Origin of the sequence: Mesorhizobium sp. M1312 (assembly GCF_040318115.1) — a bacterium.
GTDB lineage: Bacteria > Pseudomonadota > Alphaproteobacteria > Rhizobiales > Rhizobiaceae > Mesorhizobium.
Map to the genome: position 1 here is coordinate 58,225 of NZ_JAMYLQ010000022.1, position 16,217 is coordinate 74,441.

Sequence of the window (16,217 nt, forward strand, 5' to 3'; positions counted from 1 at the left end):
GCGGAAACGACTGGAAGCTACCACGCTGATGGTTCAGCCGAAATCACAGGATCGTGCAGGCCCTTCGCTGCTGGAAGGAGGCCGATGGCTTTCAACGCACGATCTTCACGCACATCGGCGTGCCGACATCGATAAACCGCCCGGTGTCGGCCAGCCGGCCCGTTGCCGGGTCGCGCGCGAAAATCGAGATGCGGTCGGCGTTCTGGTTGGCCGAGAAGAGATGGCGACCCGAGGGTGTCAGTGCCAGATTGCGCGGCGTAGCGCCCCCACAGGGCGTATAATCGACCAGCGCAAGCGCGCCTGTTTGCTGGTCGACGGAAAACACCACGACGCTGTCATGGCCGCGGTTGGATCCGTAGAGGAAGCGGCCGTCGGGCGAAATCTGGATGTCGCCACAATGATTGCCGTCGCGCGCCTCGACCGGCACCGCCGGCTTCGTGTCGATGACCGACAGTCTTCCTGGGACATCGTCGAACGCAAGCGACACGACCGTTGAATCGAGTTCGTTCATCACGAACACGAAGCGCCCGCCCGGATGCAGCGCCACGTGACGTGGGCCGGCGCCTGAGGCAAGCACCGACTCCGCCAGTCTGGTCAGGCCGCCGTCAGGCCCGACGCGGTACGAGACAAGCCGATCGATGCCAAGATCGGCGACGATCGCCACGCCACCGGCAATCGTCTCGGTGACACTGTGAGCATGGGGGCGTTCCTGACGAACTGTATCGGGACCAGTTCCGGCATGGGCGACGCTCGACAACGGCGCAGTCAAGCCGCCATCCTCGCGCAGCCCGTAAACCACGACCGAACGATCGGGACCGCCTTCGCCCATGCCGTAATTGGCGACCAGCAGCTTCGTCCCGTCGCGCGTGATGGTGTTGTACGCCGTGATGCTGCCAAGGGTCGGCTGCTTGTTGATGTAGGAAAGCGTAGCGGTTTGCCTATCGAAGCGGTAGGCCGAGACGACGCCTTCGCGCCAGGCGAACACTTCGGAATTGGCATAGATGTGGGAGCCGTCCGGGGTAACCGACAGGAAGGTCGGATTGTCGACGTCACCCGTCTCAGTCAGTTTCCGCGTCTCCAGCGTCTCCTCGTCGAAACTATAAACGCTGAGCCCGACGCCGCGCGCGCCCTGAAAATACGGCGCCTCGCGGTTGAGGCTGCCAACGAAGACCAGACAGGCATTCTGCATCAAATCCTCCCTTGTTCCGCCGGCTTTGCCCGCCGCGGATTGGGGCAAAATCTCGCCTGTTCACGCTTGCAACACAACCCCATATGTGAAAATACTATTCACAAAAGAAGATTGACGGGAGGATCGATCATGCAATTCGCTGGTCCGCGGCGCGTCCGGGCGGGTGATCCGTGCTTCCAACGGACACTGTCATGACAGGTTTCGCACCGACCGTGGGCGTGGCGTCAACACACCCCGCCAACATGCCGAAGGACCACGCCGATCTCCCCATCTGGAACGCGGAGAACTGGTTCTATGAAGACTGGCCGGTCGGCCAGAAAATCCGCTCGCTGCGCAGGACTATGGCAGAGGGCGACAGCCACCTTTTCAACGCGCTGGTGCTCGATATCCACCCGTACGTGCAGGACCAGATGTTCGCCGAAACAGAAGGCATTTTCGGCAAACGGCTGGTCGCCGGCGCCTTCGTGTTCTCGGCCGGGCTCGGCCTCGTCGCCACCAATTGCATCAACGCCTTTTCCTATGGCTACGACAAATTGCGCTTCATCAAGCCGGTGTTCATCGGCGACACGATCTATTCGATCCGCTCCAACCTCGACAAGAAACCCCGATACAAGGAGATGGGGCTGATCCGCGCCAGCTATGAAGTCTTCAAGGGTGAAGGAGAGCTCGTGCTTTATTGCGAGCACCTGCAGACGGTGAAGTATCGCGATCCGGCCGATTTCGCCGGCAAGACGGAGAAATAGGCGATGGCCGCCACTGCCGAATTGCCGTTGACCGGGCTCGTCGTCGTCGACATGAGCCAGTTCCTGTCCGGGCCTTATTGCTCGCTGCGGCTGCTCGACCTCGGTGCCCGCGTCATCAAGGTCGAGCGGCCGGATGGCGGTGACCTGTCGCGCCGGCTTTATCTCAGCGACACCGAGATCGGCGGCGATTCCACCATCTTCCACGCCATCAATCGCGCAAAGGAAAGCCTTGCCATCGACCTCAAGGACGCGCCCGACCTTGCGGTGTTGCGCGGGCTGCTGGCCAAGGCCGACGTGCTGATCCAGAATTTCCGGCCCGGTGTCATCGAGCGCCTGGGCCTCGACTTTGAGGCGGTGCGCAAGATCAACCCGCGCCTGGTCTATGCCTCGATCAGCGGCTATGGCGAGGAAGGCCCCTGGGTCAAGCGGCCCGGTCAGGATCTGCTGGCGCAAGCCCGTTCCGGCGTGATGTGGCTGAACGGCGACGAGGACCAGGGACCCGTGCCCTTCGGCTTGGCGATCGCCGACATGCTGGCGGGCTCCGCCGCCGCGCAAGGTATCCTGGCAGCCCTTGTGCGGCGCGGCGTGACCGGCAACGGCAGCCATGTCGAGACCAGCCTGCTCGAAGCGCTGGTCGACTTCCAGTTCGAGGTGCTGACCACGCACCTCAATGACGGTCGCCGTCTGCCGCGGCGATCAGCCTTCCGCAGCGCCCATGCCTATCTGTCGGCGCCTTACGGCGTCTATCCGGCCAAGGACGGCTATCTGGCGATTGCCATGACGCCGATCTCGAAGCTCGCCGATCTCCTGGGGCTCGAAGAGCTTGCGCCCTATCGCGATCAGCCGTCGACCTGGTTCACCGCCCGCGACGAGATCAAGGCGATCATCGCCCAGTGCATCGCGACGAAGACAGTCGACGAATGGCTTGCCATCCTCGAGCCTGCCGACATCTGGTGCGCCAAGGTGCTGACCTGGCCGGAAATGATGGCCAGCGAGGGCTTTCAGGTTCTCGACATGCTGCAGACCGTGACGCGCGAGGATGATGTCTCGATCCTCACCACGCGCTCGCCGCTCAGGGTCGATGGCGTCCGCGCGAAGGTCGAGCGCGCCGCGCCACGCATCGGCGAGCACAGCGCAAAGATCCGCAAGGAGTTCGGACTGTGAGCGACATGACGCTCAAAGGCATGACCTGGAGCCATCCGCGCGGCTATGACCCGATGGTCGCCTGTTCGGCGCTGTGGAAGGAACGGACCGGTGTCACGATTGAATGGGACAAACGCTCGCTGCAGGATTTCGAATCCTTCCCGGTCGAGGAACTGGCCCGCGCCTATGATCTGATCGTCATCGATCATCCGCATGTCGGCCAGATCACCGCCGAGAATTGTTTGGCGCCGCTCGACGTCGCGGGCCGCGAAGCGGAGCGCGCGGCGCTGGCGGCAGGCAGCGTCGGCCGGTCTTATCCGAGCTACAACTGGCAAGGCCGGCAGTGGGCGTTTCCGATCGACACGGCGAGCCAGGTGCAGGCGTGGCGGCCGGACATGCTTTCCGCTCAGCCAGCGAGCTGGAGCGAAATGCTCGATCTGGCGCGGCAAGGCCGCGTGCTGTTGCCGCTCAGGCCGCCGCATTCGCTGATGGTGTTCTACACGCTTGCCGGCAATCTCGGCCGGCCCGCCGTCGAAGAGCCTTGCGATCATCTGGACCCAACAACTGGCAAACAGGTTCTCGAGATGATGCGCGAGATCGCGGCTCTCGTCGATCCGGCCTGCCTTGGCATGGACCCGATCGACGTCTTGGAGGAAATGGCCAGCTCCGGCTCGCGGATCGCCTGCGCGCCGCTGATCTACGGCTATGTCTCCTACGCCATTGCCGGATTCCGGACCAACCGCCTTGCCTTCGCGGACATTCCGGCTGCGGGCGACGCCGGTCCGGTCGGCTCGGCGCTCGGCGGAACCGGCATTGCTGCGTCGGCCTTTTCGAGGGCGAGGCAAGAGGCAATCGACTTCGCCTACTGGATAGCCAGCGGCGAGGTGCAACGCGGCCCCTATGCGTCGGCCGGCGGCCAGCCCGGCCACGCCGCAGCTTGGGACGATGCAGCCGTCAATGCAGCCGCCGGCAATTTCTACAAGGACACGCGCGCCACGCTCGAAGGCGCCTGGGTCAGGCCACGCCACGATGGCTACATGGCCTTCCAGCAGGCGGCGTCCGATCGCATCAATCTCGGCCTGGCCGAAAAGCACGATGCCGGCCGCGTCGTCGCCGATCTCAATCGCCTGTTTCTGGAGAGTTTCCCGTCGCGGGGGTCCGGCGCTGCCGGTGGAGGAGCCTGAAACAACTTAATGGAGGAGAAAATGAACTGCCTGATCCGCGGCCTTGTGGCTGCAACCGCTTTTACGTCGATCACGACGATTGCCTGCGCCCAGGACGTTTCGGGCGTGATCGCTGGACTGCCAACTGAACTGAAGGCGCAATATGACGGCGCGCCGCAGAAGATCCTGCCATCGGCGTGGGACAATTTCACGCCGCCGGCGAAGCCGTGGAAATGGTGCCACTCGGAATCCTATCAGGGCAATCCGTGGCGTGTCAGCGTCACCAAGGAGCTGAAGCGGCTTGTCGAAGGGCTGATCGCCGACGGTACGGTGGCGAGCTTCGAAGTGTCGGATTCCAACAACGACGCCAGCCAGCAGATCAACCAGATTCGCGCCTTCATCGACAAGAAATGCTCGATCATCACCTCGATCCCCGGCTCGGCGACGGCACTGGACGACGCCATCGATGCCGCCGCAAAGGCCGGCATTCCCTTCATCACGGCGGCTGGGTCGGTGACCAGCCCGAATGCCATCAATGTCGATTCCAACTATGCGCGCTGGGGCTACGACATGATGACGGCGATCGGCAAGGCAATGCCAGACGGCGGCAGCATACTTCTGGTCGAAGGCATCGCAGGTCATCCGATCGTCGTGCAGGAGCGTCAGGGCGCCGACAAGGCGCTGGCCGAGAACCCTAAGCTCAAGGTCTCGCGCAGCGTCAACGGCAACTGGACGGCCAACGTCACGAAGACGACGGTATTGCAGGCGATCGCCACCAATCCGGCGCCGATCGATGCGGTGTGGACGACGGGCAGCGAAAGCCGCGTCGTCGCCGAGGCCTTTGCCGAGGCCGGCCGCCCTGCCCCGCTCATCACCGGCTCGATCACCGGCGACGCGCTCGGCTACTGGAAAGCCAATCCGGACAAATATCGCTTCGAAGGCCATGCGGTTCTGCCGCACTGGACCGCCGAGACATTGTTCCGCATCGGAGCGCGGATGCTCGACGGACAAAAGCCGAGGCTCAACACGCTGCTGATCCCGATTCCGCCGGTCCACAGTGCCGACCTTGGTACCTGGTACAAGGACTGCATGACGGCGGACGCAGTCTCGATCTTCCCGGTTCCGCCGGAGGATCCGATGCCGGAAGAATGGCTCGATGCCTATTTCGCCAATCCCGCGCCGACCAAGGGCTGGGATTATTCGAAGGTGCCGGACGCCTGCGCCAAGTAAGCTCATGAACGCCGGCTCCGTGCAGGTGGAGCCGGCTTTCCTTATCAGGAATCCCTCATGCTGGAAGTCCAGGGTGTCTCGAAACGCTATGGCGAAACGGTCGCTCTCGCCAATGCCTCCATCGCGTTCCGTGCCGGCACGATCCACACCATCCTGGGCGAGAACGGTTCGGGCAAGAGCACCCTGGTCAAGCTGCTGTCGGGAATTGTCCGGCCGGACAGCGGCACGACCCTGCTCAATGGGGCGCCCTTTGCCGGCTTCGGGCCGGCGGCGTTCCAGGCCGCCGGTTTCGCCACCGTGTTCCAGGAAGTGCTGATCGCACCTGACCGTTCAGTGACGGACAACATCCTGCTCGGCCTCGACGGCTTGCTGACGCGTACCGTGCCGCGCGCCGAGCGGCGGCAGCGCGCGCAAGCGGTGCTGAACCAATTCGCGGTGACCGAGATTCCGCTCGACCAATTGGCCGGGCAATTGCCGCTGGCCGTTCAGCAGCTTGTGGTGCTTGCCCGCGCCGTGGTTCGCAACCCGCGCATTCTCATTCTCGACGAGGTGACGGCCGCGCTTGACTTCGCCGACCGCGAGGCGGTTTTCGCCATGATGCGCAAGCTTGCCTCGGAAGGCTGCCTGATCCTGTTCATCACCCATCGCATGGACGAGGTGATGGCGCTTTCCGACCGGATTTCCGTCCTGCGCGGCGGCAGCGTGGTGACGACCGAGGAACGCGGCACGTCCACCGCATCCGAGCTTCTCAAGGCGATGGCACCACGCGCGGCGGCGGAGTTGGCTCATGGCTGAGCGCGCCAGCCTTTCGGTGCGCGGCCTGGTGATCGCGCCGGGCGCAAGCCCCGTGACATTGACGATTGCGCCGGGCGAGATCATCGGTCTTGCCGGTCTCGACGGCCATGGGCAGGAGAGATTCCTGAAAGTGCTGGCCGGGCTGGAACGGCCGGCCGGCGGCGATGTGACCATCGATGCGCGCGCGATCACCAGCTTCCGCAAAGCGGTCGCCAGCGGCATCGCCTATTTGCCGCGCGACCGGCGCGCGACCGGCATCTTTCCGACCCAATCGGTGCTCGATAATTTTGCCGTCTCGACTTTGTCGCGCGACATGCGTTTCGGTCTGCTCAGCTTCGCCGCGCGGCGGCGACGCTACGAGGCCTACCGCGAAAAACTCTCCATCGTCGCGCCGCGGCCCGATGCCTCGATCACCACGCTGTCCGGCGGCAACCAGCAGAAAGTGCTGCTGGCCAGGGCGCTGGCGCTGGAGCCGGCGATCCTGCTGCTCAACGATCCGACGCGCGGTGTCGACGTGGCGACGCGCCATGTCCTCTACGATGTGTTCCGGGGACTGGCGGCGGACGGCATGGCTCTGGTCATCCTGTCGAGCGAGATCAAGGAGATCCTCCTGCTTTGCCATCGCGTGCTGGTTTTCCGCGAACAGCAGGTGGCGGCTGAAATCACCGGAGACGAGATGAAAAGCGATACGGTGATCGCCGCCATGTTCGGACGCGCGGCATGAGCGGGTTTCGGCGCATTGCGGAGCGATGGCGCGGCGCGGGCTTTGCGACGGTGCTGCTGGTCATCCTGATCGCGGTCAATCTGCTGCTCAATCCGTCACGCTTCCATCCTTCCGCATGGGGCGCGCTGATCGGGCTCGCCGCACCGTTGATCGGCGCAGCGCTCGCCTCGGCTCCGGTGATCCTCGCCGGGCGCGGCGGCATCGACATTTCCGTCGGGCCGCTGATGGGCTTCGTCAATGCGATCGTCATCCAGCTGCTGTTTCTCAAGCTCGGCATGTCTTCGCCGCTGGTCATCGTGCCGACCGCACTTTTGATCGGCGCGATCGTCGGGGCTGCCAACGGCTTTTTGGCGACCATCGTTCGCATCCAGCCGATCGTTGCGACACTCGGCACCTATCTGATCCTCACCGGCATGACGCTGACCATCCTGCCAGCGCCGATCGGCCCGGCGCCGGCCTGGCTGAAGGCTATGGCCGGGCCCTGGTCGGCACTGCCGCTGGCGCTGATCTTCCTGTTCTGGTGGCTGGTGCGGCAGACGCCCTATTACGACCAGATGATGGCGGTGGGCAGCGACGACCGCGCCGCTTACACGGCCGGCGTTCCAGTCACCAAAGTCCGTTTCATCGCCTATGTCATGACCGGCGTACTCGCCGCCTGCGCGGGTCTGATGCTGACCGCGCTGATCGGTTCGGCCGATCCCAACATCGGGCCGACCTACACGCTGATCGCCATCTCCGCGGTGGCGCTCGGTGGCGTCAGCCTTGCCGGCGGGCGCGGCGGTCTTGCTGGGGCTGCGATCGGCGCCATCGACATCTTCCTGCTGCAGAGCGTGCTGACCGCCTTCAACGTCTCCACCTATATGCTGCAGATCGCCTATGGCGTCATTCTGGTCGTGGCCGTCATCATGACGGCGCTGCAGGAACGGCTCTCGGGACGGAAAGGCTGAGAAGCATGCGCCAGACCTGGTTTCAGTCCACCAATGCCCGCGTCGCCGGCGCCTTTGCCGTCGCTGCCGCCTTGCATCTTCTCGGCACATTGCTCATCCCGGGCTATTCCCAGCCGTTCGCCATCCGTGCGCTGCTGGTCATCGCTTCGCTGCTGGCGGTGGCGTCGATCGGCCAGACCCTCGTCGTCATTCTGGGCGGCATCGATCTGTCGATCCCCTTCATCATCGGCTTCGCCAATGTCGTTGCCGCGCAGCTTTACGGCGGCGGCTGGCACTTTGCCCTGGTCTGCCTGATCGTCGGCGTGCTCGCCATGCTGATCGGTGCATTGAACGGCCTGATCTCGCGTGGGCTCGACATCCACCCGCTGATCGTCACGCTCGGCGTCGGCATGATCGTGCAAGGCGCCGTGCTGTTGTGGACCGGCGGCTTTCCATCCGGATCGGCGCCGCAAGCGGTTTCCGCCTTCGTCTCGATTGGCGGTTCAGTCGGGCCGCTGCCGGTGCCGGCGCTGGTGCCATGCGTCGCGGTGCTAACCTTGCTGGTGGCGCTGTTTCTGGCACGTACGCCCTACGGACGCCGCCTCTATTCGCTCGGCAGCAACCCAGGTGCTGCCCCGCTGGCGCTGATCGACCCCGTTCGCATGTGGATGGTGACTTATGCGGCGAGCGCCTTCTTCGCCGCCACCACCGGCGTGCTGCTGCTCGGCTTCACCGGTTCGGCCTATGGCGATGTCGGCCAGCCCTATCTGTTCCAGACCATCGCGGCTGTGGTGGTCGGCGGCGCGGCCCTTGTCGGCGGCCGCGCCAGTTATTTCGGCACCATCGCTGGCGTGCTGGTGCTGACGGAGATCAACACCCTGCTGATCGGCCTCGGCTTTCGGCCCTCAACCGTGCAGGCTGCACTTGGCCTGGTCATCGTGCTGTTGGTTTCGCTTTACGGCCGCGAGCGGCACGTATCGGCGACGATCTGAGGTGGCTCACAAACTCCACAGCCGCTTTGCGTTGCCGGCCAGCAGCCTTTCCCGTTCGTCGGCACTTGCACCGCCAAGCAGCGCGTGCGTCGCCGCAATCCAGGTCGCAAGCCCGCCACCAAGCGTGCAGACCGGCCAATCGCTGCCCCACACGACGCGATCCCAGCCGAAGCATTTGATAGTGTGCTCGACATAGGAACGCAGCGTTTCGACAGTCCAGGATCCGGCGTCCGCATAGGCGACCACACCGGAAATTTTGCCGACGACGTTCGGGCGCTGCGCAATCTCGGCCATGTGCTCGTGCCAGGGATGCTCACTGCTGCCCTTGATGTCGGGCACGCCGCAATGGTTGAGCACGAATTGAACATCCGGCGCGAGGTCAGTAAGCGCAATCGCCTTGGGTATCTGATGCGGCAGAACGACGAGATCGAAGGTCAGGCCGGTGCCGGCAAGCCGCTTGATGTTTTCGCGAAACAGCGAGCCCTCCGAGAGTTCATCCGGCATGACGTGGAGCACCCGCCGGAAACCCTTGACGAAGGGATCGGCGCGCTGGCGCTCGAGATAGGCGGCAAAGCCCGGCTCTTCCGGACGGCAGGAGGCGATTGCCCCGCGCAGTAAACTGTCCTTCTGTTGCGACAGCGCCTTTACGTGACTGGTCTCAGTCTCGATGTCGGCTGGATCGACATCGACTTCCATATGCAATGCGCCCTCTATGCCGGCGCGGCGGGCCTGGATTGCATATTCGTCGAGGGAAAAATCGCGGTTGAGCGCCGGCACGCCGGAGAGCCAGGGATAGCGCAGCGCCGACTGATCAATTAGATGCAGATGGGTATCGAAAATCATGACGGCGCGCTCCTCCTCCGGCGGATTCAAAATTATCTCACGGAGAAATTGTTCATTCAAATAAGAATTTACTCCGCCTGCTTGGCCCGTTGCTCCCGCCAGTTGCGATAGCTTTTCGGTCGCTGCCAGCAACAGCTCTATTGTCCTGGTGATATCGGGCGCCTTGGGTGCGTTGACCAGGGTTATGTAGGGGATCGACAGTGCGGCGATCGCCCTGCCGTCCGAGCCAAGCACAGGTGCCGACAGGTTGAACACCCCGGCGGTCTGCATCGACGCCATCATCTCATAGCCGCGTTCACGAATCTGGTCGAGGCGGGCAAAGAACTCCGGCGATTGAGGCGGCTTGTCGGTGCTGCGCAGATGTTCGGAGATCATCATCTGCCGCTCTTCCGATGAGCGGAACGCCAGCAGTACATGGCCGGAGCCGGTGTCGAACAGGCTGATATGCGAGCCGACGCGAATCGAGATGCCCCAGTAGTCCGGCGCTTCTTGCTGTGCGATCACCACTGCAGAACCGCGGTCGAAGACGACAAGCTGGTTTGCCTGCTGCGAGGTTTCGGCAAGCTCGCGCATCAGCGGCGTCGCATAGGAAACCAGCCGCCGCACCGGCGCGTGCAACTGCGCCAGCCCGAACAGCTTGAGCGTCAGCGAATAACGGTCGCCGTCGGGCCGCGTGACGTAGCCGCGTCGCACCAGCCGGTCCAGCATACGGTAGAACTCGTTGGGGCTGCGGTCGAGCTTCTTGGCGATCTCCGCCTGCGTCAGGCCGCCGTCGACCCCGGCCAGAAGCTCGAGGATGTCGAGCCCCTTGTCCAGCGCCGGGGCGCGATAACGGTCATCGTCGTCGTCCTCCGCCATAGTCACTCCCCAGTGAATTTTGGCTTTCATATACGCACACTGGTCCGCATCCGGAAAGAACTTTCAACTTGACGCCTGCATAAATGTTTTGTTTGTATATGAATGAAGCGGCCGGTCAAACCTCGCTGTGGATCGACGCAGGCTCTTGGGAGGATACCAATGACGAAACTGTTTTACGGTCTGACGGCCGGCGTGGCGCTGCTTGCACTTGGCGCGGGCGCTGCTTTTGCTGCCGAACTGCCCGGCAAGTTCGACGGCGTCACCGTCGACGCCAAGCTGATCGGCGGCCAGCAATATGAAGGGCTCTACGCGCGCATCGGCGAATGGGAAAAGCTGACCGGGGCCAAGGTCAACGTGATCTCGAAGAAGAACCACTTCGAGCTCGACAAGGAAATCAAGTCGGACATCGCGTCCGGCAGCATCAACTGGTGTGTCGGCTCGAACCACTCGTCCTTTGCGCCGCAATATCCCGATATCTACACCGATCTTAACGCGCTGCTGCCCAAGGAGGAGATCGGCGCCTTCGTGCCGTCGACGATCAAGGCTTCGACACTCGACGACAAGCTGGTGATGCTGCCGCGCGCGCAGTTCGACGTCTCAGCGCTCTATTACCAGAAGAGCCTCTACCAGGACGAAGCCAAGAAGGCCGCCTACAAGGCCAAATACGGCGCGGAACTGGTGCCGCCCGACACATGGGACGAAGTCGCCCAACAGGCGGAATTCTTCGCCAGCCCGCCGGATTTCTACGGCACCCAGTTCGCCGGCAAGGAAGAGGCGATCAACGGCCGTTTCTACGAGATGCTCATCGCCGATGGCGGCGAATATCTCGACAAGGATGGCAAGCCCGTCTTCAACTCGGAGGCCGGCGTGCACGCGCTCGACTGGTTCGTCAATCTCTACAAGGCCAAGGCGGTGCCGGCCGGCACCACCAACTATCTCTGGGATGATCTCGGCCAGGGCTTCGCCTCGGGCACGGTCGCGATCAACCTCGACTGGCCAGGCTGGGCAGGGTTCTTCAATGACCCGAAGTCATCGAAGGTCGCCGGCAATGTCGGCGTGAAGGTGGCGCCGAAGGGTTCGGCCGGCATTCGCACCGGCTGGTCGGGGCATCACGGGTTTTCGGTCACCGAAAACTGTGCCAGCAAGGAAGCCGCGGCATCGCTGGCATGGTTCCTGACCAACGAGGACAGTCAGAAGCTTGAAGCAGCAAGCGGACCACTGCCGACCCGCACGGCGGTGTGGGACTGGGACATCCAGCAAGCGGCCGGAGATCCTTACAAGACGGAAGTGCTGGCGGCTTTCCAGGAACAGGCAAAACACGCTTTCGCCGTACCGCAGACACCTGAATGGATCGAAATCTCCAACGCCGTCTATCCCGAGTTGCAGGCGGCCATCCTCGGCGACAAGACCTCCAAGCAGGCGCTGGACGACGCTGCCGCCAAGGCCACCCAGATCCTCGAAGACGCCGGCAAGCTTTGACATCTTTCCAAGGGGGCGCTGCACTTATCGAAAAGCGGCGCCCCCGACCTGTTTCTAGACCGACCATGCGCAACACGCTTTGTCTTGATCCCAGCTCGCCGATGGCGGCCTTCGGTGTCCGGGCACCAACCAGAACCGGATCGACATGAAAGGCTGGAGACCCTCGCCGCCATTGCTGCTCCTGCTTCCGGCGGTCATCGTGCTGGCGGCGGTGGTGGTCTTGCCGCTGCTGCTTTCGCTCTACTCCAGCTTCACGCCGTTCCGGCTGACCAAGCCGGAGACACTCTGGGTCTTCATCGGCGCGCGCAACTATATCAACATCCTGAACAACGGGGATTTCTGGATTGCCTTCGCCCGCACCGTTGTGCTGCTGACGGTCGCGCTCAACCTGGAAATGCTGATCGGGCTCGGGCTGGCGTTGCTGGTGGAGAAAGCCTCGCGCGGACAGCGGGTGCTGCGCACCATCATGATGTTCCCGATGATGTTTTCGCCGATCCTCGTCGGCTTCCAGTTCAAATTCATGTTCAACGACAATATCGGCCTGGTGAACAACGCCTTGCAGGCGCTCGGCCTGACCGACCGCGCCATCCCATGGCTGATCGACGGCAACCTGGCCTTCATCGCCATCCTCACCGCCGAAATCTGGTCGTCGACTTCCGTGTTCGCGATCCTGATCCTTGCCGGGTTGCTGGCCATGCCGCGCGAACCGGTCGAGGCAGCCCGCGTCGACGGCTGCACGCCATGGCAGACATTCCGCTATGTCACCTGGCCTTTCATCATGCCGTTTGCCTTCATCGCCATGACCATCCGCTCGCTCGACGTCGCGCGCGCCTATGATATCGTCAAGATCATGACCGACGGCGGCCCCGCCGGCCGCACCGAACTCGTCTGGACGCTCGTCGCCCGCACCGCCTACAGCGACGCCAGGATGGGCATGGCCAACGCGATGGCCTATTTCTCGATCCTGCTGTCGATACTGTTCACCGTCTATTTCTACCACAAGCTCGCCGCGGCGCGCACGCAGATCGCGGCGGAGTAGTGAGGATGGACCAGAACAGCCTGCATCGCGTCCGCAGCAAAGCGCTCGGCATCGCTCACGGCATCGCGCTGTTCCTGGCCATGCTGGTCATCTGCCTGCCCGGCATCTGGATCGTGCTGTCATCGCTGCGGCCGACCGTCGAGATCATGGCCAAGCCGCCGGTGTGGATCCCGCAGGAGCTTTCGCTCGACGCCTACGTCGCCATGTTCAGCGGCGTCGGCAAGGGCGGCATCCCGGTCTTCGACTATTTCCGCAATTCGTTGATCATCTCGGTGACCTCGACGGTGATCGCGATCGCCATCGGCATGGCCGGCGGCTATGCCTTTGCCCGCTATCGCTTCCGCGCCAAGTCGGCGATGTTCCTCGGCCTGATGCTGACACGCACGGTGCCCGGCATCGCACTGTCGCTGCCGCTGTTCTTCGTCTTTGCGCGGCTCGGCATCATCGACACGCATTTCGGCCTGATCCTCGTCTATGTCGCACTCAATGTGCCCTTCACCATCTGGCTGATCGACGGCTTTTTCCGCCAGGTGCCGAAAGACCTCGCCGAGGCGGCGCAGATCGACGGCTGCACGCGCTGGCAGGCTTTCTGGCAGGTCGAGTTTCCGCTCGCCGGGCCCGGCATCGCCTCAGCCGGCATCTTTGCCTTCCTCACCTCGTGGAACGAATTCGCGCTGGCCTCGCAGCTGACGCGCTCGATCAACTCCAAGACGCTGCCGGTGGGCCTGCTCGACTATACGGCCGAGTTCACCATCGACTGGCGCGGCATGTGCGCGCTGGCCGTGGTCATGATCATACCGGCGCTCACGCTTACCTTCATCGTCCAGAAACACCTCGTCGGCGGCCTCACCTCCGGCGCGGTGAAAGGCTGACATGGCAACCGTATCCCTGAAGAAACTCACCAAAAGCTACGGCCCGGTGGCGATCGTGCACGGCATCGACCTCGAGGTCGCCGACCGCGAGTTCATCGCGCTGGTCGGGCCGTCCGGCTGCGGCAAGTCGACAACCCTACGCATGATCGCCGGCCTCGAGGACATCAGCGACGGGGTCATCGAGATCGGCGGCCGCATGGTCAACGATCTGCCGCCGCGCTCGCGCAACATCTCGATGGTGTTCCAGTCCTATGCGCTCTACCCGCACATGACCGTGCGCGAAAACCTCGGCTTCTCGCTGAAGATTGCTGGCGCCGCAAAAGAGGAGATGAACCGCCGCGTCGCCGAGGCATCGGGCATTCTCGGTCTCGACCAATTGCTCGATCGCCGGCCGTCACAACTGTCGGGCGGACAGCGCCAGCGCGTCGCCATGGGCCGCGCCATCGTGCGCGATCCGGATGTCTTCCTGTTCGACGAGCCGCTTTCCAATCTCGACGCCAAGCTTCGGACGCAGATGCGCACCGAGATCAAGAAGCTGCATGCCAAGGTCAAATCGACGGTGATCTACGTCACCCATGACCAGGTCGAGGCGATGACGCTCGCCGACCGCATCGTCATCATGCGCGACGGTTTCATCGAGCAGGTCGGCACGCCCGACGAGGTCTTCCGCCGGCCGCAGACGCGCTTCGTGGCAGGCTTTATCGGCTCGCCGCCAATGAACCTGCACGAGGCAGTGATCGACCACGGACAATTGCTGTTCGCCAGCGGCGAGAGGCTGCCTCTGCCCAGCCAGTTCAAGGCCAATGTCGGAACCGGCGATAAGGTCGTGTTCGGCCTCAGGCCTGACGACATCTATCCGACGGGACACGGCATCAGCTCCGGTGAAGACGCCGATGTCCACCAGCTGGAGTTGCCGGTGACCGTCACCGAGCCGCTCGGCAATGAGACGCTGGTGTTCGCCGAATTCAACGGCAGCGACTGGGTATCGCGTATGCTCAATCCGAAACCGCTGAAGGCCGGCGACCGGGTGAAAATGAGCCTGGATCTGTCTCAGGCCCATCTGTTTTCTGCCGATACCGGCAAGACGTTGCGAGGTTGACGTCATGGCAAAGATCGAAAAAGTCGAACTGCGGATGGTCGACCTGGTGCCGAAGGTCAAGCGCACCGATGCAATCCAAAGTTTTGTCAGCCAGGAAACGCCGATCGTCACCATCACCGACGCCGACGGCGCGGTCGGCACCGGCTACAGCTACACGATCGGCACCGGCGGCTCCTCGGTGATGCGGCTGCTGGCCGACCACCTCGCACCGCGGCTGATCGGCCGCGACGCCGACAGGATCGAGGCGATCTGGCACGAGCTCGAATTTGCCACCCATGCCACGACGATCGGCGCGATCACGGCAATCGCGCTCGCGGCCATCGATACGGCGCTTTGGGATCTGCGGGCGAAGAAGCAGGGCCTGCCGCTGTGGAAGCTGGCCGGCGGCGCCAAGGACCGCTGCCCGCTCTACACGACCGAAGGCGGCTGGCTGCATATCGAGACCGAGGCGCTGGTCGAGGACGCACTGGCCGCCAAAGCCAAGGGTTTTCGTGGCTCGAAAATCAAGATCGGCAAGCCGCACGGCTCCGAGGATCTCGCCCGGCTGACGGCGGTGCGCCAGGCGGTTGGAGACTCCTACGAGATCATGACCGACTGCAACCAGGGCTTTTCTGTCGACGAGGCGATCCGGCGGGCCGAGCGGCTGCGCGATCTCGACCTCGCCTGGATCGAAGAACCGCTGCCGGCAGACGACATTGACGGCCATGTGCGGCTGTCGAATGCCACGTCGACGCCGATCGCCATCGGCGAGTCGCTCTATTCGATCCGGCATTTCCGCGAATATATGCAAAAAGGCGGCTGCTCGATCGTGCAGGTCGATGTCGGCCGCATCGGCGGTATCACGCCGTGGCTGAAGGTCGCGCATGCGGCCGAGGCGTTCGACATCCCGGTCTGTCCGCATTTCCTGATGGAACTGCATGTCAGCCTGACCTGCGCCATTCAGAACGGCAGATATGTCGAGTATATTCCCCAGCTCGACGAATTGACCGGCAAGAAAATGCGCATCGAGAACGGGCACGCATTGGCGCCGGACGAGCCCGGCATCGGTATCGACTGGGACTGGGACGCGGTCAAAGCGAAGAGCATCGCGGAATTCACGACCGAAATAATGAAATAGGGAGC

Annotated in this window: 15 protein-coding genes and 1 pseudogene; 13 read left to right on the top strand and 3 right to left on the bottom strand. The window is 63.3% G+C overall.

Annotation, left to right across the window (positions count from 1 at the left end):
• Positions 1–91 precede the first annotated feature (91 nt).
• Complete coding sequence (locus tag NKH36_RS23030; RefSeq protein WP_352961798.1) at positions 92–1,189, bottom strand: lactonase family protein; 1,098 nt, start codon at positions 1,187–1,189, stop codon at positions 92–94.
• Positions 1,190–1,380: 191 nt separating this feature from the next.
• Between NKH36_RS23030 and NKH36_RS23035 the strand changes: the two genes are divergently transcribed.
• The 8 genes from NKH36_RS23035 to NKH36_RS23070 are packed head-to-tail and all read left to right on the top strand — an operon-like array spanning position 1,381 to position 8,905.
• The gene (locus tag NKH36_RS23035; protein ID WP_352961796.1) at positions 1,381–1,932 is read left to right on the top strand and encodes a MaoC family dehydratase; all 552 of its coding nucleotides are present in this window, start codon (positions 1,381–1,383) and stop codon (positions 1,930–1,932) included.
• 3 nt (positions 1,933–1,935) lie between these two features.
• Complete coding sequence (locus NKH36_RS23040; RefSeq protein WP_352961794.1) at positions 1,936–3,096, top strand: CaiB/BaiF CoA transferase family protein; 1,161 nt, start codon at positions 1,936–1,938, stop codon at positions 3,094–3,096.
• A 5-nt stretch (positions 3,097–3,101) separates the two neighbouring features.
• Complete coding sequence (locus tag NKH36_RS23045; protein WP_352961904.1) at positions 3,102–4,259, top strand: extracellular solute-binding protein; 1,158 nt, start codon at positions 3,102–3,104, stop codon at positions 4,257–4,259.
• Positions 4,260–4,280: 21 nt separating this feature from the next.
• Positions 4,281–5,468 carry an ABC transporter substrate-binding protein gene (locus NKH36_RS23050; RefSeq protein WP_352961792.1) on the top strand — a complete coding sequence of 396 codons (1,188 nt, stop codon included), beginning with the start codon at positions 4,281–4,283 and terminating at the stop codon, positions 5,466–5,468.
• 57 nt (positions 5,469–5,525) lie between these two features.
• Complete coding sequence (locus tag NKH36_RS23055) at positions 5,526–6,263, top strand: ATP-binding cassette domain-containing protein (protein WP_352961790.1); 738 nt, start codon at positions 5,526–5,528, stop codon at positions 6,261–6,263.
• Positions 6,256–6,987: an ATP-binding cassette domain-containing protein gene (locus tag NKH36_RS23060; protein ID WP_352964629.1), complete on the top strand. Its 732-nt coding sequence runs from the start codon at positions 6,256–6,258 to the stop codon at positions 6,985–6,987. The genes NKH36_RS23055 and NKH36_RS23060 overlap by 8 nt, the downstream gene beginning before the upstream one ends.
• Positions 6,984–7,934 (top strand): ABC transporter permease, encoded by a 951-nt coding sequence (locus NKH36_RS23065; RefSeq protein WP_352963328.1) that lies wholly within the window; start codon positions 6,984–6,986, stop codon positions 7,932–7,934. The genes NKH36_RS23060 and NKH36_RS23065 overlap by 4 nt, the downstream gene beginning before the upstream one ends.
• A 5-nt stretch (positions 7,935–7,939) precedes the next feature.
• Positions 7,940–8,905 carry an ABC transporter permease gene (locus NKH36_RS23070; protein ID WP_352963331.1) on the top strand — a complete coding sequence of 322 codons (966 nt, stop codon included), beginning with the start codon at positions 7,940–7,942 and terminating at the stop codon, positions 8,903–8,905.
• A 6-nt stretch (positions 8,906–8,911) separates the two neighbouring features.
• Here the strand turns inward: NKH36_RS23070 and NKH36_RS23075 are convergent, their stop codons facing one another.
• Complete coding sequence (locus tag NKH36_RS23075; RefSeq protein WP_352963428.1) at positions 8,912–9,748, bottom strand: amidohydrolase family protein; 837 nt, start codon at positions 9,746–9,748, stop codon at positions 8,912–8,914.
• Positions 9,749–9,838: 90 nt separating this feature from the next.
• Positions 9,839–10,606, bottom strand: a pseudogene (locus NKH36_RS23080) (IclR family transcriptional regulator); the annotation flags it as partial.
• 159 nt (positions 10,607–10,765) lie between these two features.
• Between NKH36_RS23080 and NKH36_RS23085 the strand changes: the two are divergent.
• The 5 genes from NKH36_RS23085 to NKH36_RS23105 all read left to right on the top strand — a co-directional run bounded on the left by NKH36_RS23085 (position 10,766) and on the right by NKH36_RS23105 (position 16,212).
• A complete protein-coding gene (locus NKH36_RS23085; protein WP_352963332.1) occupies positions 10,766–12,085 on the top strand; it encodes a type 2 periplasmic-binding domain-containing protein in 1,320 nt (439 codons plus the stop codon).
• 145 nt (positions 12,086–12,230) lie between these two features.
• Complete coding sequence (locus tag NKH36_RS23090; protein ID WP_352963335.1) at positions 12,231–13,124, top strand: carbohydrate ABC transporter permease; 894 nt, start codon at positions 12,231–12,233, stop codon at positions 13,122–13,124.
• 5 nt (positions 13,125–13,129) lie between these two features.
• Entirely contained in the window at positions 13,130–13,996 is an 867-nt protein-coding gene (locus tag NKH36_RS23095; protein ID WP_352963337.1) for a carbohydrate ABC transporter permease, read from the top strand.
• A gap of 1 nt (position 13,997) precedes the next feature.
• Entirely contained in the window at positions 13,998–15,095 is a 1,098-nt protein-coding gene (locus tag NKH36_RS23100; RefSeq protein WP_352963339.1) for an ABC transporter ATP-binding protein, read from the top strand.
• Between the two features lie 4 nt (positions 15,096–15,099).
• Positions 15,100–16,212, top strand: a complete 1,113-nt coding sequence (locus NKH36_RS23105; protein WP_352963342.1) for a mandelate racemase/muconate lactonizing enzyme family protein — start codon at positions 15,100–15,102, stop codon at positions 16,210–16,212.
• Positions 16,213–16,217: the final 5 nt, after the last annotated feature.